Below are 23,179 nucleotides of genomic sequence, written 5' to 3'. Positions count from 1 at the left end.
GTGCGTCAAAAACCGATTAAATTTCCTTTTATCACCATAAATAAAATAATGCATCTTAAAACGAGCAATCTCATATATAAAAAGGAGCTGTCAGCAAATGCATAATATGCATTTTGCGACAGCTCCTATGGTATAAGTATAGTCTTTATGCACTATAGATTTATTTTTTTCTAAGCATTAAAAGCTTCTAACATCCAAATATGTTTTTCCAAAGATGCTTTTATACCAATAAACAAGTCGCTTGTTGGTTGATCTTCTGTTTCTTCTGCAACTTCAATAATTTCATTCGACTCATTTACAATTTGTTGAAAATCAAGCACTAACTGGGCAACCATTTCATGATCAGATTCATTTCCAACCGCTTCGTGGATCGTAGCAGCCTCGAGATAGCCTTTTAATGAAGATAGTGGTTTCCCTTTAATGGTTAGCACTCGTTCTGCGATTTCATCAATGTAACTTGCTGCTTCATCATAATACTCTTCGAACTTTTCATGTAATGTAAAGAAATTAACCCCGTTCACATACCAATGATAATGGTGTAATTTTGTGTAAAGAACATTCCAGTTGGCTAATTGTTTGTTTAATGCGTCTATTAATTGTTGATTCATCTAATATCTCTCCTTCTGTGTTTGTTCAATTTATATTATACACTTTTTCATTATTTTTATCAAATAATATTATCATTTAATAACAATTATAATTTAATCAAAGTATATTCTTTTTTTACAGTTTTCCCAACGAAGTCTTATTCTATTAGTATCCTTTTTCTGGATATTTTTTCTGCGCACCTACCCATTGCTGCCCGTTTTCCCAAATCTCTTTTTTCCAAATAGGAACAACTTGTTTAATGCGTTCAATAGCATATTCATTTGCTTCATACGCAGCTTTTCTATGCGGTGAAGAAACAGCAATTAAAACAGCAATATCTGAAATGTGTAACTCTCCAATTCGGTGAACAATTGTTACTCTGATACCGGGCCATTTCTCTTCCATTTCTGCTCCAACTTCTGCTAATTTTTTTTCTGCCATAGGAACATAAGCTTGATATGATAAATAAAGGGTTCGAACACCATGTGTCCATTCTCTAACATTCCCTGTAAATACTGTAACTGCTCCAGCATGGGGGTGAAGCACATAATCCATATAAGGTTTAACTTCAATAGGTTCTGATACAATAGCAAACGGCTTTAGCATGATGCTTCCCCTCCACACCATTCCCATAACCACTTATCTAATGCAGACAGGTTCTCTCGTGATCTAATTTTGGGAAAAGAAATAGATTTATTTTCTACACCTACCACTAATACGATATTATTCAATCGCTTTAATTCATCCCATTCTACTTCATTTCTCACTAACACAACTTTTGATCCAGCTTCTTCTTTAAATCCTTCTATAAGTAATATATCAGGTTGATCCATGGAAGCTAGTTTTTTTAAGCGCTCAAAACTTGGAGTTTCATTTAACATTATTTGTACCGTTCCACCGCCAGACACAATGGACAAATCAGCACCACTTTGAAAAAATTGCATGGAGTCTGTATTTTCATCTGGCATTTTCAAACTTCCGTGCTCTCCATGATGGCCATGTTGTTTTATAACCGAAACAGAAAATCCTTTCGTTTTTAATAATTGGACCCAGCGAGAAACTAGGGTAGTTTTTCCGCTATTTTTAAAACCTACTACATGCAAAATTTTCATAAACGCCACACAGCCTCCCCTTGTTCCATGCCTAAAAGCAAAATATCTACCTGCATCCCTTTTTGATATCCACTAGAACCACTAGGCAAAACAATCAAACAATTTCCGCGTGCTATGGAAGATACTGCATTCGATTTATTAAAACCCGCTGGCTTAGCTACTACACCTTGTTCTGTCATCTCCCACACTCCACGAATAAATCGAGTAAATGGATTTTTCTTGATAAAGTCTTCTCCTAATTGAGCTTCTATAGAGGGCAAATACGGCTCGCTACTACCCATCATTGTTAAAATAGCTGGTCTAGTAAACAATTCAAACCCTGTAAAACAAGCAGAAGGGTTTCCCGATAAACCAAACAAAAGCTTATCGCCTTTAGTCGCAACGGTTGTAACACTTCCCGGACGCATCATCACTTTATCAAACAACACTTCTGCGCCTAATCGATCGTAAATCGCCGGTAAATAATCATAATCACCAACAGATACCCCACCAGTTGTAATAAGTATATCTGTTTCTTGTAAAGCTTGTGCCATTACTTGGGTACATTTTTGTGAATTATCTGACATGATACCATAATAATGACCTACAATTCCTAATCTATCTAGTTGCGCTTGAATCATTGGCCCATTAGAGTTTCGTATTTTTCCAAGCTGTAGTTGCTCCGTTACATCCAACAATTCTGTTCCTGTTGCAAGCAAACCTACAACTGGCTTTTTAGACACATCCACTTCTGCATAGCCAAAGGTCGCAAGCAAGGCAATTGTACCTGGGTGAATTTTCGTACCAGACTTTATAAGCACTTCCCCTCTTTCAACATCTTCTCCTTTAAACGAGACGTGATCGCCAGTTTGAAGTGGCTCTTGTAATGTAAATCCGTCTATCATCTTTGTCGTCTTTTCTAACATAACAATAGCATCTGCTTGTTCTGGTAAGATGGCGCCCGTCATAATTCGATATGCTTCCCGCTTACCAATGGGTACATTTGGCACTGTCCCTGCTCCAATTTCCCCTATAACTTGAAAAGAAATGGGATGATGAGCTGATGCACCTTTCGTATCTTTTGATCGGATAGCATAACCGTCGTATGCAGAACGGTTAAAAGGTGGCACAGCATGACTCGCAACAATGGGTTCCCTTAGAATTCGACCATTCGCTTTACTTAAGTTTACTTTTTCTATTGGTAACGGTTTAATTTGCTCCATCACGTACTGTATTGCTTGTGAAACGGATATTGGGCTTCTTCTCTCTATCACTAGTCCTCCCCCTCTTTCCTACGCATTTTCAACCAAATAACTGATGATACAACTTCCGACCTTTAGATATTTCTTTTAAACCATGAATAAATAACCTACCATTTTCAAATAAAATACAACGATAGGATGCAATGTAGAATTCAATAAAAAAGTCAGTGATGCGATACTCGATACCTAGCCTTTTCACTACTTGCTCACCATCAGATATAGTAAGCTTTCGTTTTTCATTAGGAATAACTTGTACCGTATCTCTACCACATAAAACTGCAAAATTCGTTTGTTCCTGTTTTTCCAATGCTGGATAGGTAGCTTGTGAAGAGCATGTTAAACAATCATCTTTTTTCAATCGAGATATTCCCGCCTCCACAAAGGTATTATCCCACAGATCAAAATGAAATAATTGGCTTCGTAGTTTCTCTTTATTTCCAGTCAACCATTTTAAAGCTTCTGCACTTTGATTCGCGGCTACCATACTTACGACTGGAGCAATTATTCCTGTAGTATCACATGTTTGTGTTACAGTTGGTAGTATAGGAAGTAAACACCGAAAACAAGCTGTCGTTTGCGGTACAAATGGAAACATTACCCCAGTACTTCCCACACAAGCACCATATATCCAAGGTATTCCACGCTTCCAAGCGGCATCATTCATTAAAAGACGTGTTTCAAAATTATCTGTTGCATCCATAATAATATCTGCGTCTGAAATGAGTTGTTCTAACAAAGGCCCATCTACGTGATCAAGAACAGTTAAAATGGTTGCATCTTCTCTAACTTTTTGTAAGCTCCTTTTAGCAGCAACTACCTTCGGAACGCCCTCTCGAGCATCCCGTTCTGTAAACAATTGCTGTCGTTGCAAGTTTGACATTTCTACGTAATCACGATCAGCTATTGTTAGCGTTCCCACACCAGCACGTATTAACGTCTCTGCTATATGTGTACCTAATGCCCCACACCCAATCATAACAACATGCGCAGATGCTAACATGGCTTGTCCGTGTTCTCCAATTGGTAAAAACAAAATCTGACGTGCGTATCTCTCTTTCATTGTACCCCTCCTTACTAGATCAGCTAGCAAGACAAACCATCCATTCATACAACACATTTGTTTTTTATCATATGCTCTTTCTTGACCTTTTTACAACGAAGCAAAGAACAAAGGCGCAAGCGCCCGTTTAGCAACGTAGCGAGTGGAACGAATCAACTGAGATAAAGGAATCACGGTGAGGCACGAACCGATGATGACTTATCATAGGGCGATGAAGCCGGACGTAGCTATTCGGTTATTTCCTTATTCACTAGCTCCTCACTTTACTTTCTTAATACTATAAACCAAAAAATTCTTATATTTTCCTATAGTGTAAAAGTAAGCAAATAAATTGCTATCTACTTTTCCGTGTGATATTTTTGCATAACATAGTGCAAAATTAAGTACGATTAACAGTGTTTTAACATGTATGATACTTAAAACAACAACGATGATAAAGTCATTTTGTTATACTCATATTCTACGTGAAAAATGAAATAGTTAGCAAGGTGTTTTATTCTTTACACAGCGGGAGGTATGTTATGAGTAAATTAAATTATTACTCTCCGTCATCTCAAGAAAAGCTAACCGTGTTACAAAAGTATGCAAACGTAGAAAAGGACCTAGAAAAAAATGAAACCCTTTTCACTTCTGATGATATCGTCCATTCCTTTTACATTGTTCTACTTGGAAAAATTATGCTTCATAAACCAACAGCAGATGGACGAGAATTTACAATTAGAATATGTAAACAAGGGGATTTAATTGGAGAGCCTCATTTTTTAACCGCCCCTACAAAACACTTACTACATGCGACAGCCGTAGAAAGAAGTAAAATTATCACTATATCTATAGAAAAATTACCTGAACTTTTTTCAAATGAGAGCAAATTTATGCTATACCTATTTCAAGATGTATCCAAAAATGCAATTCGTGACCAGATGAAATTACGCGATTTAGTGATGTATGGAAAAAAAGGGGCTCTTTATGCTACGTTAATTCGTCTCGCTAACAGTTATGGGCAGACGAAAGAAACCGGCATCCTAATTAATACGTCGCTTACGAATCAAGACTTAGCCAACTTTTGTGGCACTTCACGAGAAAGTATTAATCGATTATTAAGTGATTTGCGCAAAAATAACATTATTTCTATTGAAAATAATAAGATACTCATTCATCAGTTAGCATATTTAAAAGAAACCATCCATTGTGAGGAATGCCCCATTGATATTTGCACAATTCATTAATATGGAATACCTTTTTTATTACTTCACACTTCTACAATTATTCTATTGCAGCTATAAGGAACGCACCTAAATTCATCCCGGAAACAGGGAACATGTTTCCGGGATATATCTCACTAAGTCGTCAAGGCATATATTACTTTTGAGACATTTTTGCCATAGGAACTTAGTAGTAAAGCTACGTTGTTCTAACCTTATTCTTTTTCCTTTTTCTCCGTATCGTCGTCCTCCATTAAATCGTTGGTTGCATTTTTAAATTCCTTTAAGGTGCTTCCAGCAGCTTTTCCTAATTCAGGTAGCTTTGAAGGTCCAAATATAATTAACGCAATAACTAATATTAAAATCAACCCTGGTATACCAATACTTGAAAACATACAAATCACTCCTTTTAAATTTCTTACTTTAAATAAACATTTTCATTAAAGCTGTGCAACAGAACTTATTTATGCGCTATACCCTTGATCTCTTCCATATAAAAGGGAATAAACATTTTGAAAAATGAATCCGAGAATTTATGTTGATGTTGCTTAAATATGACACCCAAACAAGGCGCTAAATATTTATCATACATTTCCTTACGTGCGTCCGCTAATTCGATAACAAGTTCATTATCCCCTTTTTCAAGTGCAACTGCTTCTTCCTTTAATGTAGCTGTAATAAAGGCGGTTAAACTACCAATATGATCAGGGAAAGCTTCACGCTCTAATGGATAATAAAACCCCAGCTTCTCATATGCTCCAATTAAACAAAGTAAATCTTGTTTCGTATCCAATTCCACTGTTTCTGATTTTTCACGGTAACTGGACATATATGGAGGAACAAAATATATACCAGGAATAGAAAAATAATTATCATGCCATATTTTCGTTTCTTTTCGGTCATAACAAGCATGGAATGGAAATTCATTTAGAAGACGCTCCGGCAACTGATTCATTGTCTGTTCATAATTATCCCAATCACCATACCAAATATGGGTAAATATTTGCGCTAGAATAAGTTTCCCGTAAGTTTCTTCTTGTGCTGTGAGCAATACCGCCACCCCCGCATAATAATTTTAGTTTTTTTTCACAATGTCTACATACATATCTAACTGAGCCGGAGAACCACCTACTTCATCAAACAGAACACCATGAGCAAAATTGGGGTCAACTTCCGTTAATTGATTTACGACAAAGCCTTCTGCACGACCTCCAGGAAAACCCGATTCTTCATGCATGACTGTATTAAACCTAAATGGCGTATGATTATACGTTGGTAAGTTTGCTTCTTTTTTCTGATCAATCGTTTGCGGTGTGGCACCATATCCAGTTTGCCCCATATTATATGCTGCACCAATAACGCCTGGAGCAATACCTCCTGTAACATAAACCGTCCCCTCTAGTGATACATTCCCTTTTTTAATCACTACGGCGTCTCCTGATTTAATGTCCTGTTTTTTTGCATCAACTGGATTTATCCAAATGTAATTATCTGCTCGAACTTCTCGCAACCAAGCACTGCTAATATTTCGATACGTACCCATATTTCTTGCTTTCCAATTAATAAATTGTAATGGTTGCCTCACATCTACATCTTTTTGATTATACGCTTGAATATTTCTGTACATCGGCATTCCTTCAAAATACTTACCATCAAACGAATTTTTACCAGCTGCAACTCCCTCATCATAAAAATCTACTTGCCCACCAAAACTATACTTCAAATGATTACTCTTATACTCATTACCAGCCTCTTCAAATCGACCACCACGATTCAAAACGTATACTACCTTAGCCCACTCTTCTGGTTTCACTGCTCGTTGCCACTTTTTCAAGTCAAAAAACTTCCCTAAAGCTTTTTTTCTCGCATTTTCAAAAATGGTCATTTCCCTTTTCACTGCATCAGGCACAGGTTTCCCATCATAGGCAATGTTTGCGACTCGCTTCAAATAATAATCCTCTTCACTATGCAGTGAACTGCCATCGGGAAATGCTTCATCCCCGTAACCAGGCAACTCCATCCGTTTAGCTAGTTCAATGACACTATTTTCAAATGAACGGACATCCGGGAAAACACGAGTTACTGGTTGATAAACGCTTGCCAATTTCGTCGTTATATTTGGGTAAATAGCTTCTCTACCCCACCGCTCTAAATAAACCGTATCTGGTAAAATAAAATCAGCATATTTGGATGTGTCACCAATTTGTACATCGGAGGCTACATATAAAGGTAAAATCTCTGGATCTTTTAATGCCTGCTCTTGAATTTGCCCATTAGGCGCCGATAATACGGGTGACATACGATGCGTGACTAACGCCTTCAATGGATATGGGTACTGATCTAATGCGCTTGGTAATACATCTCCAACCGTTTGTGGGCTAAAAGGAAACCAAGGACGTTTTGCCGGATAGCCATCTTTTTCAAATAAGGTAGAATCTTCGTATTTAAATTGATTTCTTGCAATTCTCACTCCCCATGGCGCACGTCCATTTGGGACAGTTAATAAGTCATATTTCCCTTCAAATTCCTTATAAAATGCTCCAGTAGTAATGTTTCCACCTTTCCAATCATAAGAGCCAATCAAATGGTTTAAAATCGCAATTAAACGTTGATTGTAATACCCATTTTCATGCATCGCCGGCCCTCTGTAAGCCATAACTGCTGAACGCTTGCCGTACGATGTAAATGAACGTGCAAGTTTAACCATTTGTTCTTTTGGAATTGTAGTAATGGATACATATTCCTCTAATGTTTTTTCCATTACTCTTTCTTTATACAGTTGAAAAGCTGATTTAACCTTTATACCATTAATAGTTGTATCCACTTCCAATTTGCCAGATTTAGCTTCAATATGTGAAACTGGCTCTCCATTCTCCATTACAACAAACTGTTCTTCTGTTCCTATGTTAATATCACTGGCACGTAATTTAGGACGCTTTGGATCAGACATGTTCACCAAATGTGTGGCATCACTCCAAGTCGGTTCTTCATCCCTCGCTGCAGTTTCTTTATTTGGATTTGTTAAATAGTCCCCATCATACCATTGTTGTTCAATAATAATTCGCCCGAGTGCTAATGCTAATGCGGCGTCTGTACCTGGTTTAATCGGAAGCCACATTTGCGCTTTTTCAGCTGTTTTACTAAATCGCGGATCAACAACAGCCATTTGCATTCCATTCTCAATGGCATTGGTCAACTTGGGAGCGAGCCAAGTAGGTCCTTTATTCGCAACCATCGGATTCGTTCCCCATACTAACAGAAACAATGAATGATCCACATCGGCATATTGACGTTTTTTTGCCTTTTCTCCTGCATACGAACGTGTATTTCCTACTACCGAACTTATACCACAGATTCCACCATGATGATAATAGTTATTACTTCCTAGACTACGCAAGATAAAACGCTCCATAAAATCACGTCGATCACCAATCATAAAAGCTATTTGGTTTACTTTTGGCCCAAAATCAGGATGTTCCGTATCAATTAACACGTCTTTATATTTTTGATCAAAATCATTAAAGGTCATTTCTTCTTGTTTTACTTTTTCCCAATCTTGCATCACTTCTTCTTGTGGAGCATGTGCAGCTAATTCCTTTAATCCTGGCGTACTTAAAGTTTTGCTGCCATTTACAATTTCGTCATATGCTTCTTCCCAAGAAACCGTTTGCCACTTTCCACTACCACGAGCCCCTACTCGTCGTAATGGTTGTTTCACTCGATAGGAATCGTAAGCCGTTTGCATACCAGCTTGCCCTTTTAAACAAATACGACCACCCCGAGCTCCACGACCCCCTTTTTTAACATCACCTGTCCCTTTAATCGCATCATCTACAGACGTCTGATAAGCAATAGCTCCATAGGGTACCATATTTAGAGGACTGTATTGGTTTCCAGCTATTTTTCGAATCATGGAAGTGTAAGGTCCCGCTTGATTTCCTTCTGTTATATAAGCTTTAATTGTACAAAATGTATTACACTGTTCACATGTTGTAAAAATAACATTTTCAGCACCATAATCCTGGTAATCTGTACCGTACCCATGCCCCTCATTAAACCAAACGCCATTCACTACTTGTTTCACTGGTCCAATGAAAGAAGGACCAATTACAGCAACTGCACCAAATGCCCCCATTGCTTTTAAAAATTTCCGTCGATCCATGCGCTTATCTTCCATTTTGATCCCCCATTTCACTTACATCATCTGCTTGGTCAAGCGGAAGTAATCGATCAGCAATCGTAAAAATAAGCAATCCCATTGCTACAATTCCAACACTTACAAGCCATTCATTATAGGTTGGATAGTAGTCACCTGCTGGCATTCCCTCCATAATCGGAACTATTTGCGATGGGACAACAATATTGAATCGAACACCAATGATTCCAATTACGACAAGTATAGCAGCGATAAGTAGCGCATTTATATTTTTAGCTGTCTTTTTATAATAAACGAGAAATATAGGAACAACAGAGCCAAGAAACACTTGTATCCCCCAAAACGACCAGCTATAGGAACTTCGCATCATCGTTTGTAATGATAATAAATGAGAATCTGCTAAACTGTATAGAGCTACTAAATAATCATAGAATTGAAGTAATAAATCAATAAACAAGAAAGCGATCATTACTTTTGCTAGCCCAATTACCATGCCTTGATCAATTGGCTGTTTCAATGCTTTACTCCTAATGATATATATGGCAAGTAGTAGCGCTGTTCCTGAAACCATTGCAGACACAACAAAGATAATTGGAAAAATACCGCTGTTCCAAGAAGACCGAGCACTAACAACTGCAAATATAGCTCCAGTCCCTCCGTGTACACCTAAAATAGCTAATGGGATGCCGATTGTGCCTAATATTTTCATCCAACGGTGATCGCGCTTTTTCGTATAGTCATTAATAGTGCTATTTTTAAACGTTAAGAGCCGGGCTATCTTGCCTTTTAAACTATTGTAAGTGGCTAAACGAACAAAATCTGCTCGCATAGCAACATATAATTCTACCGTTAATAAAGTAATATAAATGACATAAAATCGCATCTCCCAGGCAAGGATACTCGTTACATTCCAGTGAACCAAGGCACTAAATGCACGCTCTGGCCTTCCTAAATCCATTAATACAAAAGTTAATGCTACAATCATACAAACAATAGCAGTAAATAAAGCCATCTTGCCTACTTTTTCATAACGCTCCATACCAAAAACAAAAATCATAGTTGAGAGCAAAAACGAACCTGCACTTAAACCAACAAAGAAAATATAGAATGCGATCCAAGCTCCCCATGGAGTTATAGAAGAAAGATTTGTCGTCGTTAAACCAAGCCACAATCGTTCAACAATAAAATAAGCACCTATAGCAAATAATACACATAAAATTCCGACCCACCATTTAAACCATATTGATTGCGTTTTCTTTGATTTATAATGGGATTGCTTCGCTTCATTTGCAACCGTTGACATTTTAATCCCTCCTTACTTTAGATAAATTACATTTGGACCTGCTCCCAAATCGCTCTTTAAACGAAAAGCTCTTGGACTATTAGCAAGTTTTGATACTGTGCTATTTGGATCATTTAAGTCTCCGAAAAAACGCGCATCTCCAATACATGTTTCTACACATGCAGGCTCTTCGCCTCTTTCTAAACGATGCAAACAAAAATTACATTTCCGTACAGTGCCAATTGGCGTCTTTTTTGGCTCCCGTTTGCCACGTTCAATTCCGTATTCTGGGCTAGTTACATCATTAAATCCTAACATCTCATCTTCATAACTTTCACCAAAATCATATGACCGTGCACCGTACGGACAAGCAACAATACAATACCTGCAGCCAATGCAACGGTCATTATCAATTGTTACAATTCCGTTATCCAATTTAAACGTTGCTCGAACTGGACAAACCTGAACACATGGAGGATTATCACAATGCATACAAGGCATTGGTAAGTTTACTTTCGATAAATGCGGAAATTCTCCGACTTCTCTTTCTAAAACAACATTATACGAAATTCCAGGAGGGGTTCTATTCTCTGCCTTACATGCAACCGTACAAGAATCACAACCAACACATTTCTGAAGGTCAATAACCATGCCCCATTTCACACCTTTATTCCCTTTTGTATGAGGTGCTTCTTGCGCAACATGTTCGCCAAACTCTTTCATCAGAGAAGCATGATATTTTTTATGAAACGATTGAATATCCAACTGACCTGCAACAACTTTTCTAGCATCGTCTGCCATATCTAATCCAAGTTTCGTATTATAAGGAGAATTCGCTAATTCTTCGCTGGCATTTGACAGCCGTTCATCCACAATTTGATTAAAGTCATCTTCCAGCAGTTGTTTTAAAAACACCTCTCCCACCCCTTTCACTTTTCTTTCTTCGATTGTAAAGCACTAGTAGGTAATGGTGGTGTAACATTTATCACACTTTTTCCAATTGTGATAAATTCGTCAAATTAAAGTAAATTTATGGTGTATCCAAATCAACTGTAGAAAAAATTATGGTTGTGGAAATGTGGCAACATACGCGGTACGCCATAAAAGCTTGGACTAAATAAAATTGGAAAACAAAAGAAGAGCGAAAACTGTAAGCCATGCTTTATTTTCAAATGACATGTTAACATCATAATTTTGAAATGGTATGGCCTTGCTCACGCTCATCTGCATATCGTTAACTGTTCGCCCTATCTTAGGACAGTTTCGTCTCTATACGTCATTCATTAAGATGATTGAAAAGGAAGGAGCAAAAAACGGATTATTTGTTTTACATATTTGGAAATAATCAGCAAGATAGTTGTAAACACGAACATGATCGGTATACTTAGATATGCTGGAAGTGATATATCAGGTGGAAAAATAATTTCAATTTGAGTTAGACCTATAGTGCGCAGAACACTACCACTTATTCCAATAATGACACTTACAATTAAACCAATGTATAACACACTAAAAACAAGTAAAGCTAACGCGGCGAAAAAGCGGTAGAAGAAGATCATTTAAAGAACTTCCTTTACAATTCGTATTGCACTCGAGCTTTTAGCAATCGTATACTGTTCAGTATAATACAATGTATTAATTTCACAGTTTTCCCCCAAAACAACATGCTCGCCACGAACGGTATTAGCTTGTGTGTGTGTTAGTTGAATATTTTTTCCAGTTATCAACTCACTTACAAGCCGACTAGAAAATGAAAAGCCTTTTTTTATAAGCAGTTTTTCTACATTCATTTTCCCAATATGACACGTATATTTCATAATGATCTCTCCATGCTCTGCTTCTAAATGATCCACTCTAATTTTGCCACGAACAAATATATCTTTCGTTTGTATATGTTTTGCGCTTAACGTTCCTGTAACAATTAACTCCTCAAGCTTTGCTCGATTCATTGTTAAATGACCACCACTTTTTAATTTTTTCATTTGCACAACATCATCAATAATACAGCTGCCTACTATAGTTGCTTCATGCGCTTTTATAGCTTCACAAAAGCGGTGATGACCTTGTGCAGTAATAGTACGTGCAAAAATTGGTTCTAATTGTTTACTTTGACCAATGAAACGAATGTTTTGATTCACCAATTAATTCAACTCCTATATATTTTAATAAATAAACTATATAGCATGTGAACTAATATTACAATAAAAAAAGAGCCCTTTAAGAGCTCTTGGATACTATTTTATTCATTAATTGATTTACTTCATGTAGAATCGTCGCCAGTTCTTTCAGTTGATGAGGGGGATACTTTGCAAAGGTTTTTTGCACATATTTATCCCCTTCAGATGTTAGCTGCATCCTAACGACACGCCGATCCGTCGTATCCCGTACGCGCGTAATTAACCCCGTCTTTTCCAACTTGTCGCACATGGATGTTACTGCTCCGGGCGTGACGCCAGCAAATGATGCAATTTCCGCTGCTTTTAATCCCCCACTCGTTTTTAATTTAATCAGCAACACGATTTGTGACGGTGGCAATTCTCCATTAGATGCTAACACATCCATAAACTGCTTCGATTTATATTGAATGTCTACAATCTCATGCATGATTGTTTCTATATTGCTCATTCGATCACTGCCTATTAGTTAATTTAATAGCTAAATTATATTATATGTAAACATAAAAATCCAATAACAAAAAACTTATAATCTAGTGATTATTTAATAAAAACAGTTCTTTTCCATTCTATTAAGTACCTACTTATAACAGGGACGCCAGTTCTATCTATAATTTGGTTTTTCCAAAAGGCTATAGAGCCAATCAATGCCTTCTTGCACAAATTGTTTAGAGGGGGTGAAATGAGGTGTATGCTCTAATATGAAATAGATGCCATTCATACCGGCGAGCTCTTTTATAAAATGCTGGACTTTAAGATATTTTTGACCTTCCTCCTGTGTCGGATGGATCGGTAGCCAAAAATACTTTTTGTCTTTACATGCAACATGATGTAGATGTACTACTTTAATATGTTCCTCCATTTAGAGATATAAGATAGCGCTTTTTCTTTTGCTCCCAGTAAATAATCTCCAATATCGATACAGAGCTTTATGTCGTATTTGAACCATCTTTCAACGGAAAAATGATGGAGTAATTCGATATTTGCAGGAGAACGATTAAACCCTAGCTTTGGTTCACAAACAATTGGGATATCATACTTCAATTGTAAATGTTGTAACCGCCTTAAACCACTTTCCATTTTTACCATCATTTGTTCTTCAACCTTAGATTTAAAATAAGGAAAATGAACCAATACATATTTCGCTCCTAACTTAGACATCCAATTTATTTCCTCTTCAAACTGTGACCAAGCAACTTCCGGCTCTATGTTAACATACTGCAAAAGGTCATATTTGCTTCTAGTTCGATATAACGGAGAATGTAAGCCAAAGCTGAACCCGTGTCTATCCTTTAAAGACTTAAATTTTTCAAAAGCTGTTTGGTCAGAAAATTCTCCTATCTCTATATGATCAACGAAGTCATATGCAAACAGTTCATATAACTTCGAAGAATTTGTTAGTATCGTACTACCAGAAATTCCGCAGTGATACATCTAAAACCCCCCCCTTTTTTAGAGCTTATCTATTATTTATAATCATAAAATAAAAGGCAGTTTTGCAATGTATTAATCATTTTAAACTTCTTATAGTCAATTAAAGGCAATAACCAATACAGGAAGGTTATTGCCTTTATGAAACGAATTATCCAATCATTTTCTTCTCTTTACGTACTAGTGCCATGATTCCAGCAACTAAATAAACAACTCCGCCAAAACTCCCAAAAAACATCGTCAGAAAGGTTCCCCCTATTGCAGTAATAAGTAAGATAACCCCTGCTATCTTTGGTTTTTTATTTCCGACAAGCAAGAAGATGGAAATCAAACCAAAAATAACACTAACGATAGAAACAATTAACATGGTTGTAGCAGCAGACTCCACTGTCTGGGATAGATCTTCTGCACTTACCTCATTAGTTCCTTCTTCTTGTAAAACTTCTTCAAACAGCTGTTGTATTTCGCCGCTATCTGCTGACAAATACGTTGCAGATCCAAAAAGTAAAATTCCAAAAAGTAAAATTCCGATAACCGTAAAAACTATTTCTCCTGTTCGTTTCATAGTTAAGCCTCCAATAATTTTTTGTAAAAAACAAATACAGTCATATAGACATATGTATAGGAATCCATATAACCAACCATTTGTAGTTTAAAAAGCTATCTACATGTCCGGTTGATATCAAAGCAATGAAACATCCCCCCCTTTATGAAAGTGAATATCCATTTAATTCTTATACGAATAAGCGATGTATTTAGTTTCAAAAAACAAAAAAATTTTACTTTATGTTGCTAGATTAATTTAACATATTTCTATAGCTTTAACGCAAGATAAATGTAACAACTTTTTTGTTGCAAATCGTTTTAGTATTGCTTTTTATTCATGATTACAACAGACAAGCTATAGCCAATGGTAAGCCAAATAATAACGACGAAGGGAAGCATCATGAGCGTTTGATTCAACATCTTCTCTGTAAAGACAACACCTAATTCATTTAGTTTGCTCAGCATAAAAATGATCAGTGCTCCAGGAATAACATAGCCTAGAATTAAAAACATCCGCGCTTTTTCAGCTCCAAATTTCAACAGTAATAAGATAGAGTTCGTTCCAAATATTAAAGCTACAGAGGCACTTAAAATTATCATTTGCCCCATTTCTTTTATAACCATTTTACTAGACAATGTCATTTGAAAAATTACTGTTGCCAAACTCCCTAAAACAATAGAAAGGGTAAGCCCAATCAGTGTGAACAAAAGCAGTGTCACAAACTTTCCTTTTACAATATCTTTACGATCTATAGGAAGTGCAATAGCAAACTGCTCCCATTTACTATTATGATCGATAGCAAAAGACGTCGTGGTCATCATACTGCACACGATTGTACCCGTAACAATAAAACCTATAAAACCTTGTGTCGGAACAATAGCAAGCGCAAGAATGAGCATCATCATTAATAACCCTTTTCCGTTATTTAATACATTATAAACATCTTTTAACACTAATCCCTTCATTTCATTTCTCTCCTTTAATATAAATCGCCATCATGTCATCAATAGACAATCCATCTATAGTTAACTCTGGGTATGCCTCTTTCATTCCAGGTGCATCTTTGATCACAACCTCACAGAGTGAGTTAGTTTTATGATAAGCAAAAATGACATTCTTAGGAATATATTGTAACTGCTTTTCTGAACAGCGTATTATCCCATACTTGTACAACAATTCATCTTTGTCTAACTGTAATATAATTTTCCCATCATGAATCATAACTATATAATCCGCTATTCGCTCAAGATCATTAGTGATATGAGAGGATATCAAAATGGAATGTTCTTCATTTTGAATAAACTCCAAAAACAAATCCAACATTTCCATACGTGCAGACGGATCTAAGCCACTAGTTGGCTCATCTAAAATTAATAGTTTAGGAGAATGCGCTAAACCAATAATGATATTTAATTTCATCTTCATCCCTTTGGAATAATTCCCTAACAATTGACTTTTATGGAGTTTAAAGCGATCAAGCAGTTGAAAATATTATCTGAGTCCCAAGATTGAAAAATGCCTTTTAAAACTTTGTCAATCTTTATTGCATTTATTTTTTCATAAAAATTGATTTCATCATATACAACCCCAATTTCTTCTTTAATGGCTTTATTTAAAGTTTTCCCAAAGAAAAGAACTTCTCCCTCATCTTTTTCCATAACATCCATCATAAGTTTAATCGTGGTTGTTTTGCCAGCACCATTTTCACCAACGAGACCAACAATTCTTCCCTGAGGCACTGTAAAATTTAACCCTTCTATGCGAAGTGTTCCTATTTCTTTTTTTAGGTTTTTAACTTCTATCGCCTTCATGTATATCTTCTCCTTGATTAAAATAGTCTAATAAATCGTGCACTTGGTTGATACTAACGTCTATTTTTCTAGATATTTTAATAACTGCATGTAAATGTTGTTCTAGTTTCTTGGTCATTTCTTCTTCAAAAAAAACATGGCAATTCTCAGAAATGAATGAACCCTTAGCTGGTATCGTTTCTATAAAACCTTCTTTTACAAGTTCATCATAAGCACGCTGCACGGTAATTACACTAATACGTAATTGCTTCGCTAAAGCGCGCATGGAAGGGATGGGACTCCCAGGTTCTAAATCTCCCTCTGATATTTGTTTTTTAATTTGTTCAATAATTTGCTCATAGATTGGCAATTGACTATTTTTTATTATAAAAATATCCATCCATTCACCACCAAGTGTAATAACTGTACTTATTCAATAAGTACAGTATAGATTCATTTTTTATTAAAAGCAAGTCTCGATGACGAGGCACACTCAAATGGTTGCTTATATAATAACTTCAAATATTGTTCCTCTACTAGATACAATCTAAAGCAAGTCGGAAATTGTATTATTCGTGTAGACAGCAACCTACCAAAAATTATTACTAGGATGTTTAGCGTGGGGAGCAGGAAAAATTTTTATTCTTATATTAGGTATGGTTTAAATGAAGGAAAGCAACGAAGGATTCATAATATTTTATTACTCCACAAATGTGACCAAAATAAAACGCATGGAAAAGGAAGTAATGATAAGGAATTTAATGGGGTTGTAGGACAATTAAAAATGTGACCACTTTCCAGTAATAAATAAACAAGAAACCGATTAAAAACAGAAAAATAACTTGGAAAGATACATTTTATTCCTTTCTTTGACTTACAAATATAATACTTTGACAGATTTTTCAAAGAAATGAACATAAAACTTATCTCTGATCCATAGGATATAAGTCAACAAAAAAATGGAGCAACTGTTATAAGCAGAAACTCCACTTTTATCCATTATGCTTATTTTAAGTACATATCAATAACCATTCTACCTTGAATCGTTCCATCTTCCATTTCTTGAAAAATATCATTAACTTCTTCTAACTTACGAGGTTGAACAACTGGTACTACTTTTCCTTCTGCACCGAACATAAATGCCTCTTCTAAATCTTTTCGAGTTCCGACCAACGAGCCGATGATTTCAATGCCGTCTAGCACACTCTTGATAATGTCTAAATCCATTTTCTCAGGAGGCAAGCCAACATTAACGACTTTGGAGGTTGGACGTACAGCATTAACGGCTTGATTAAATGCCGCTTTCGATACAGCTGTCACAACTGCTGCATGAGCTCCACCGATTTCCTTTTGAATCACTTCATCAACATTAGCAACGTTTTTTACGTTGTATGTTACGTCAGCGCCAACCTCTTTTGCCAGCTGTAATTTATCGTCATTAATATCAACAACGATAACTTTCGCATTAAAAACCCGTTTTGCGTATTGGATAGCGAGGTTTCCAAGCCCTCCAGCTCCAAAGATAACGATCCATTCACCAGGGCTTACATTAGATACTTTTATTGCTTTATAAGTAGTTACACCTGCACATGTTATACTTGTCGCTTGCTGTGGATCTAGACCTTCTGGTACCTTCACTGCATAATCGGCTGCAACAATACATTGTTCAGCCATGGCTCCATCAACACTGTAACCAGCATTTTTTACATCCCGACAGAATGTTTCTCGACCAGTCACGCAATATTCACAAGAGCCACATCCTTCAAAAAACCACGCTACACTGACACGATCCCCTACGTTTAAAGATGTTACATCATCTGCAATTTCTTTTACGATACCTACACCTTCATGCCCTAAAACACGTCCAGGAACTTCCCCGAAATCACCTTTAGCAACATGTAAATCAGTATGGCACACACCACAATATTCAATATCTACAAGCGCTTCACCAGTTTCTAACGAACGCAACGTAACATCTTTCACATCAACAAGCTTGGTTTTTTCAGAACTTACAACTGCTGCTTTCATATTTAACCCCTCCATCACACTAATATGATAACCTTTTCACAAAGATTAGGATTCTATTATATGATGGTGTTTCCTTAATTTCAAGTTTTACCCAAAAACATTTTAGTTTAGCAACTATTTATTCATTAATTCGCCCATCTAATATGCGAATTTGCTGTTGTGTACGTCAATTGTTCCTTGTTCTGCTAATTCCATGTAAATTTTTTTATATATTTAGAAAGAACACGCTTCTTCTACTTCTATTTGACTTTGTATATTATGAAGGGCAATTAAAAGGATGCACATACTCAAACTTTTTCGTTTGTATAGCAATTTAATAAGTTGCAACAATATTTATGATGGAAAACTCTCTAGAGTAAAGGTTTCGACTATTCACCCAAATGCAGACATCATTCTATTTGAAAAATATTGGGTAGAGGAAAAGAAATCTGCAAAGAAGAAAGAATAGGCGAAGCAAAAAAGGAACTGCATCTACAGCTCCTATTAGTACTACTATTTTTAAAACTAAAAAGCCTGACGGTGTGATCATAGTGGACTATGACAACAGAAAACGTTCTTTTACAAATAGGGAATAGTTTAAGGCGAACGACCCTAATTGTAAGATGGTTGCCTTTAGCCAATTTTTTAAGTGAAACATGCGCATGGATGAAATGCTAATACGAAAGAATAAAAACTAATCTATTTAACTTTTACATCAAATATGAACGTTGCTTCTCCATCCTCCCATGTTGCTTGCACTTCTTAAATATAGACACCCATTTCTGCTGGAACAGTAATTTTGTTATCTTTTATAGTAACTTCGTTTGTTTCTCCATCTTTGGTCCATTCAAAAACGGTTAAACAGGGATTTTCTTCTATGATGATTTCTACAGTACTATATTTATCAACCGTAAGCGTTTTAAACTCTTGAGCAAACTCCATTACCAAAGGGGTTTCTACAGATCGAATCTCTGGGTTCCCTTCAGAAACATAATTACCCGTGATTATTTCATACTTATGTGATTCCACAATAACTCCACCAGATGTCGGAACTTGTTTTTTAGCTTCTTTAAAGGATTACAACATTGCATACTAATAGCAACAACATACTTTTAAGATCGTCATTGGAATGTGCATAAATAATGGTTAATTAGTTATTAAGAACATTATCGGATATTGTTTTTTCATGTATAGCAAAGCTATTAGGGTAAATGCTGCCCTTTTGGTGTATGTTGCTTCAGATATACACCACTTTTGTGATACACATGAGATATTCTCTCTCACAAGTGGTGCGTTTAAGCAAACATTTTAACCAAAAATAGTGCTTGATCATCTGTAGTTAAACTATAAGTGCTTAAAATATTAATTAATGATGATTTTCCTGCCATTTTCACCAAGTAAAGAGCATATCTCTCCTTCTTCTACCTTAAGATTGAAATTGTTCAATGCCGTGACACCTGTTTTATATTTACACAGTTATAATCAATTTTAAATGTAAGCTCATTTTATTGTAGGCATTAAGTATGGCATACAATATGTACTAACACCGAAATTTTCACCACTTTTAATGCTAATAATTACTAATATACAGCCCAATTATCACATCAGTAGAAAGCATGTATTGCTCCGTTCCCTATGAGCAGTTCATTGTATGACAATTAATTTTTTTGAAAATGAAGGTTGCGCTTTCTTTTGACTGATAGTATACTGTTAATAAATCAAAAAAAATTGATGTATTATGAGGAGGGGGAAAAATGGAACTTACAAAAAATTTAAATGAAGATACAGCACTCGATTTTTATGAAAAGATGTTTAGTGCTTTAGCTGATAAAATTCGGCTTAAAATTATTAATGAAATTAGCAAAAGTCCAAACATGAATTTATGTGTCTGTGATTTGGAAGAAAAATTAGAATTACAACAATCCAGGTTATCTTATCACCTAAAGAAATTAGTTGATGCCAACATACTTATACCTGAAAAACATGGCACTTGGAATTACTATCGAATTAATGAAGAACAAATACAAGTTGTTTTATCCGAAAATACTTGTTGTAAGATTTTTTAATAGGTATCCGTTTTTTTCTCATTAAATCAAATAAAATTGATTTATAGATCAAAATAATTTGATTAATAATCAGGTAAGGAGTTATACTCATGGCAGATTCCCTTATCGAATTTATAAAAACATTTCTCATGCTATCTGTTGAATTACTCGCCTTATTTATTGTCGTTAGTTTCATTGTGAGTTTAATTCAACAAGTTGTATCAGAGGAAAAAATCAAACGATTCTTAAACCGGCCAAACAAAGCTGTGAATTATATACTCGGCACATTCTTTGGCGCTGTTACACCATTTTGTTCCTGTTCAACTATACCTATCGTTGCTGGATTATTAAATTCAAAAGTACCATTTGGTCCGTCGATGAGTTTTTTAATAGCTTCACCATTAATGAACCCAGTTATGATTTTCATGCTTTGGGCACTCTTGGGCTGGAAAATTGCACTTGTATATTTTATTATACTAAGTATTTTCAGTATTTTAGCAGGGCTTGTATTTTCAAAATTTCATTTGTTAGAAACATATAAAGGTGTAACGGTTAAAGGAGACGGCTTTTTCAGTAATCACCAAGGGTCTAAAATGAAGCGAGCTTTGAATGATGCATGGGCATTTCTTTTTCCAATGCTTCCCTACTTATTTATAGGGGTATTTATCGGAGCGTTTATTTATGGATTTATCCCGGCAGATTTCATTACAAAATACGCCAGTGGTGATGGTATATTTTCAGTTATGATTGCTTCTGTTATTGGGATTCCCATGTATATTCGCCCTGAAACGATGTTACCGATTGCGGAAGCGCTGGTCTCAAAAGGTATGACAATGGGAACTGTTATTGCATTAGTTATTGGCGGTGCAGGCGCAAGTATTCCAGAAGTAATTATGTTATCCAAATTATTTAAAAAGAAGTTTTTAGTAGCATTCATTGCAACTATTTTAATTGTAGCTATAAGTACTGGTCTTATAATTAATTCAATCTATTAAAGGTATGGTGATATTTTAATGAATAATGTGGAATCTTCAGTAAATAACCGTTATAGTAATGCAGCAAGGAGTAATGAATCTAATCTTTGTTGTCCAGTAGAATATGATACTAAATATTTAAAGATTATTCCAGATGAAATCATAGAAAAGGACTTTGGATGTGGTGATCCATTAGGTAAAATAAAAGAAGGAGATACTGTTTTAGATTTAGGATCTGGCGGTGGCAAAGTTCCTTATATTGTCTCACAAATTGTTGGCGAAACCGGAACAGTTATTGGCGTAGATATGAATGACGATATGCTTGCTCTTGCTAAAAAGTATCAGCAAGAAATAATTGAAACTTTGGGTTATGATAACGTTACGTTCCATAAAGGTAAAATTCAAAATTTAAAATTAAATTTAGATGAATTGAACAAATATATAGAAACCAATCCAGCAACCAATATACAGGATTTTAATGCTATTAATGATCATATTCATTACTTAGAAGAAAAACTACCAATGATTGAAGATAATAGTATCGATGTAGTCATTTCGAATTGTGTGTTAAATCTTGTTTCAACTAAGGAAAAAGAACAATTGTTTAATGAAATATATCGGGTTTTAAAAGATGGTGGTAAAGCTATTATATCTGATATTGTATCTAACATCGTTGTTCCAGAACAAATGAGAAACGATGAAAATCTATGGAGTGGCTGCTATTCAGGAGCAATGGAAGAAAATGAATTTATAAGTGCATTTGAAAATGCTGATTTTTATGGCATTGAAATTGACAAACGGGAAGATACATGGACTACTATTAATGACATCGATTTTAGAAGTATGACTGTTATAGCACGTAAGGGGAAAGAAGGTCCTTGCATTAATAAAGGGCAATCCGTTATATATAAAGGTCCTTTTAAACACATTGAAGATGACGATGATCATATTTATCAGAGGGGTGAAAGGACTTTTGTATGTGAAAAAACATTTAACATTTTACAACAAGAACCTTATGCACAACTCTTTGAGTTCTTAGATGAGAATAAAAGTCAAGTTGATAGCAATGATGAATGTTGTACACCAACATGTAATTGCTAAAGCATTGCATTTAAAGGAGGTGTTAAGATGGAAAAAAATATCTTTAAAAAAGCAATTTCTAGATTAAAACCCAAGCAACAAGAATGTTGCTCTGTTCAAATTGAGGAGAATAAGCAAGAATCTGATTCAAAGAAAGAACAAAGTAACAACAACTGCTGTTAATTAAGGATGTCATGAGGGGGTTATGCTCCCTTTTTAACTATAGGGAAAATATCTTTAGGTCTGAATGTATTAGGCGTAACATTTTTGGATTGTTCTGAAGTAGATATTTTCGGTGTATGGCATTGCAAAATCATTAACAGACTCGTCACAAAAAAATACAATGAATGGTAAATTGATATACACGGGAGGAAATACACGACTTGATGTAAGGGATGATTTCAATATGCTGTAAAGCTAGAGGTTCTGTTGACTGAATATTTATTTTTTACTAGGCTCCTAACTGTTTCTAACAGAACAGAATTGTGAT

At 35.6% G+C, this 23,179-nt stretch carries 28 protein-coding genes; 6 read left to right on the top strand and 22 right to left on the bottom strand.

Annotated elements, in window-relative coordinates; all coding sequences use genetic code 11:
• Window positions 1-170: 170 nt before the first annotated feature.
• From HLX49_RS13280 to HLX49_RS13260, 5 genes are all read right to left on the bottom strand, one after another.
• A complete protein-coding gene (locus tag HLX49_RS13280) occupies window positions 171-608 on the bottom strand; it encodes a Dps family protein (protein WP_077703398.1) in 438 nt (145 codons plus the stop codon).
• A gap of 145 nt (window positions 609-753) precedes the next feature.
• Window positions 754-1,194: a molybdenum cofactor biosynthesis protein MoaE gene (locus HLX49_RS13275; protein WP_101933815.1), complete on the bottom strand. Its 441-nt coding sequence runs from the start codon at window positions 1,192-1,194 to the stop codon at window positions 754-756.
• Window positions 1,188-1,700 (bottom strand): molybdopterin-guanine dinucleotide biosynthesis protein B, encoded by a 513-nt coding sequence (gene mobB / locus HLX49_RS13270; protein ID WP_296362449.1) that lies wholly within the window; start codon window positions 1,698-1,700, stop codon window positions 1,188-1,190. Before mobB ends, HLX49_RS13275 begins: the two co-directional genes overlap by 7 nt.
• Entirely contained in the window at window positions 1,697-2,953 is a 1,257-nt protein-coding gene (locus HLX49_RS13265; protein ID WP_296362448.1) for a molybdopterin molybdotransferase MoeA, read from the bottom strand. The genes mobB and HLX49_RS13265 overlap by 4 nt, the downstream gene beginning before the upstream one ends.
• A 28-nt stretch (window positions 2,954-2,981) precedes the next feature.
• Entirely contained in the window at window positions 2,982-4,001 is a 1,020-nt protein-coding gene (locus HLX49_RS13260; RefSeq protein WP_101933812.1) for a ThiF family adenylyltransferase, read from the bottom strand.
• A 521-nt stretch (window positions 4,002-4,522) separates the two neighbouring features.
• On the opposite strand from HLX49_RS13260, the gene HLX49_RS13255 reads away from it, so the two are divergent.
• Window positions 4,523-5,227 (top strand): Crp/Fnr family transcriptional regulator, encoded by a 705-nt coding sequence (locus tag HLX49_RS13255; protein WP_077703393.1) that lies wholly within the window; start codon window positions 4,523-4,525, stop codon window positions 5,225-5,227.
• Between the two features lie 191 nt (window positions 5,228-5,418).
• Here HLX49_RS13255 and HLX49_RS13250 read toward each other — a convergent pair whose 3' ends face one another.
• From HLX49_RS13250 to HLX49_RS13180, 15 genes are all read right to left on the bottom strand, one after another.
• Window positions 5,419-5,598 carry a twin-arginine translocase TatA/TatE family subunit gene (locus HLX49_RS13250; RefSeq protein ID WP_077703392.1) on the bottom strand — a complete coding sequence of 60 codons (180 nt, stop codon included), beginning with the start codon at window positions 5,596-5,598 and terminating at the stop codon, window positions 5,419-5,421.
• A 65-nt stretch (window positions 5,599-5,663) separates the two neighbouring features.
• Window positions 5,664-6,254 (bottom strand): molecular chaperone TorD family protein, encoded by a 591-nt coding sequence (locus tag HLX49_RS13245; RefSeq protein WP_077703391.1) that lies wholly within the window; start codon window positions 6,252-6,254, stop codon window positions 5,664-5,666.
• A 24-nt stretch (window positions 6,255-6,278) separates the two neighbouring features.
• Entirely contained in the window at window positions 6,279-9,380 is a 3,102-nt protein-coding gene (locus tag HLX49_RS13240) for a molybdopterin-dependent oxidoreductase (RefSeq protein WP_296362443.1), read from the bottom strand.
• On the bottom strand, window positions 9,370-10,662 hold the full coding sequence (gene nrfD / locus HLX49_RS13235; RefSeq protein WP_077703389.1) for an NrfD/PsrC family molybdoenzyme membrane anchor subunit: 1,293 nt from the start codon (window positions 10,660-10,662) through the stop codon (window positions 9,370-9,372). The genes HLX49_RS13240 and nrfD overlap by 11 nt, the downstream gene beginning before the upstream one ends.
• 12 nt (window positions 10,663-10,674) lie before the next feature.
• The gene (gene dsrO, locus HLX49_RS13230) at window positions 10,675-11,556 is read right to left on the bottom strand and encodes a sulfate reduction electron transfer complex DsrMKJOP subunit DsrO (RefSeq protein ID WP_176087308.1); all 882 of its coding nucleotides are present in this window, start codon (window positions 11,554-11,556) and stop codon (window positions 10,675-10,677) included.
• 368 nt (window positions 11,557-11,924) lie between these two features.
• A complete protein-coding gene (locus HLX49_RS13225; RefSeq protein ID WP_101933808.1) occupies window positions 11,925-12,200 on the bottom strand; it encodes a hypothetical protein in 276 nt (91 codons plus the stop codon).
• Complete coding sequence (locus HLX49_RS13220) at window positions 12,201-12,782, bottom strand: hypothetical protein (protein ID WP_077703386.1); 582 nt, start codon at window positions 12,780-12,782, stop codon at window positions 12,201-12,203.
• Between the two features lie 76 nt (window positions 12,783-12,858).
• Window positions 12,859-13,266 (bottom strand): MarR family winged helix-turn-helix transcriptional regulator, encoded by a 408-nt coding sequence (locus HLX49_RS13215; protein ID WP_077703385.1) that lies wholly within the window; start codon window positions 13,264-13,266, stop codon window positions 12,859-12,861.
• 153 nt (window positions 13,267-13,419) lie between these two features.
• Entirely contained in the window at window positions 13,420-13,677 is a 258-nt protein-coding gene (locus HLX49_RS13210; protein ID WP_296362438.1) for a hypothetical protein, read from the bottom strand.
• Window positions 13,656-14,249, bottom strand: a complete 594-nt coding sequence (locus HLX49_RS13205; RefSeq protein ID WP_254843964.1) for a sugar phosphate isomerase/epimerase — start codon at window positions 14,247-14,249, stop codon at window positions 13,656-13,658. Before HLX49_RS13205 ends, HLX49_RS13210 begins: the two co-directional genes overlap by 22 nt.
• Window positions 14,250-14,397: 148 nt before the next feature.
• Window positions 14,398-14,811 (bottom strand): DUF4064 domain-containing protein, encoded by a 414-nt coding sequence (locus tag HLX49_RS13200; RefSeq protein WP_296362436.1) that lies wholly within the window; start codon window positions 14,809-14,811, stop codon window positions 14,398-14,400.
• 299 nt (window positions 14,812-15,110) lie between these two features.
• The gene (locus tag HLX49_RS13195) at window positions 15,111-15,758 is read right to left on the bottom strand and encodes an ABC-2 transporter permease (RefSeq protein ID WP_296362434.1); all 648 of its coding nucleotides are present in this window, start codon (window positions 15,756-15,758) and stop codon (window positions 15,111-15,113) included.
• A gap of 1 nt (window position 15,759) precedes the next feature.
• Window positions 15,760-16,242 (bottom strand): AAA family ATPase, encoded by a 483-nt coding sequence (locus HLX49_RS13190; protein ID WP_367112755.1) that lies wholly within the window; start codon window positions 16,240-16,242, stop codon window positions 15,760-15,762.
• Window positions 16,236-16,604, bottom strand: coding sequence for an ATP-binding cassette domain-containing protein (locus tag HLX49_RS13185; protein WP_296362430.1), 369 nt, complete (start codon window positions 16,602-16,604; stop codon window positions 16,236-16,238). Before HLX49_RS13185 ends, HLX49_RS13190 begins: the two co-directional genes overlap by 7 nt.
• Window positions 16,585-16,983: a GntR family transcriptional regulator gene (locus tag HLX49_RS13180; protein ID WP_101933804.1), complete on the bottom strand. Its 399-nt coding sequence runs from the start codon at window positions 16,981-16,983 to the stop codon at window positions 16,585-16,587. Before HLX49_RS13180 ends, HLX49_RS13185 begins: the two co-directional genes overlap by 20 nt.
• Before the next feature lie 219 nt (window positions 16,984-17,202).
• Here HLX49_RS13180 and HLX49_RS13175 point away from each other — a divergent pair, with 219 nt between their 5' ends.
• Window positions 17,203-17,373 (top strand): hypothetical protein, encoded by a 171-nt coding sequence (locus tag HLX49_RS13175; RefSeq protein ID WP_164085515.1) that lies wholly within the window; start codon window positions 17,203-17,205, stop codon window positions 17,371-17,373.
• 215 nt (window positions 17,374-17,588) lie between these two features.
• Here HLX49_RS13175 and adhP read toward each other — a convergent pair whose 3' ends face one another.
• Both adhP and HLX49_RS13165 read right to left on the bottom strand, forming a co-directional pair.
• Window positions 17,589-18,611, bottom strand: coding sequence for an alcohol dehydrogenase AdhP (gene adhP, locus HLX49_RS13170; RefSeq protein WP_296362426.1), 1,023 nt, complete (start codon window positions 18,609-18,611; stop codon window positions 17,589-17,591).
• A gap of 741 nt (window positions 18,612-19,352) precedes the next feature.
• Entirely contained in the window at window positions 19,353-19,619 is a 267-nt protein-coding gene (locus HLX49_RS13165) for a hypothetical protein (protein ID WP_077703377.1), read from the bottom strand.
• Between the two features lie 725 nt (window positions 19,620-20,344).
• Here HLX49_RS13165 and HLX49_RS13160 point away from each other — a divergent pair.
• The 4 genes from HLX49_RS13160 (at window position 20,345) to HLX49_RS13145 (ending at window position 22,872) form a co-directional block, all read left to right on the top strand.
• Window positions 20,345-20,656, top strand: a complete 312-nt coding sequence (locus tag HLX49_RS13160) for an ArsR/SmtB family transcription factor (protein WP_077703375.1) — start codon at window positions 20,345-20,347, stop codon at window positions 20,654-20,656.
• Between the two features lie 89 nt (window positions 20,657-20,745).
• Complete coding sequence (locus tag HLX49_RS13155; protein ID WP_077703374.1) at window positions 20,746-21,630, top strand: permease; 885 nt, start codon at window positions 20,746-20,748, stop codon at window positions 21,628-21,630.
• 18 nt (window positions 21,631-21,648) lie between these two features.
• The gene (locus HLX49_RS13150; RefSeq protein ID WP_296362423.1) at window positions 21,649-22,710 is read left to right on the top strand and encodes a methyltransferase domain-containing protein; all 1,062 of its coding nucleotides are present in this window, start codon (window positions 21,649-21,651) and stop codon (window positions 22,708-22,710) included.
• Window positions 22,711-22,737: 27 nt separating this feature from the next.
• The gene (locus HLX49_RS13145; RefSeq protein WP_257790346.1) at window positions 22,738-22,872 is read left to right on the top strand and encodes a hypothetical protein; all 135 of its coding nucleotides are present in this window, start codon (window positions 22,738-22,740) and stop codon (window positions 22,870-22,872) included.
• Window positions 22,873-23,179: the final 307 nt, after the last annotated feature.

Origin of the sequence: Virgibacillus sp. (assembly GCF_013393565.1) — a bacterium.
Lineage (GTDB): Bacteria > Bacillota > Bacilli > Bacillales > Amphibacillaceae > Virgibacillus > Virgibacillus dokdonensis.
This window is presented reverse-complemented; position numbering and strand designations above follow the sequence as displayed.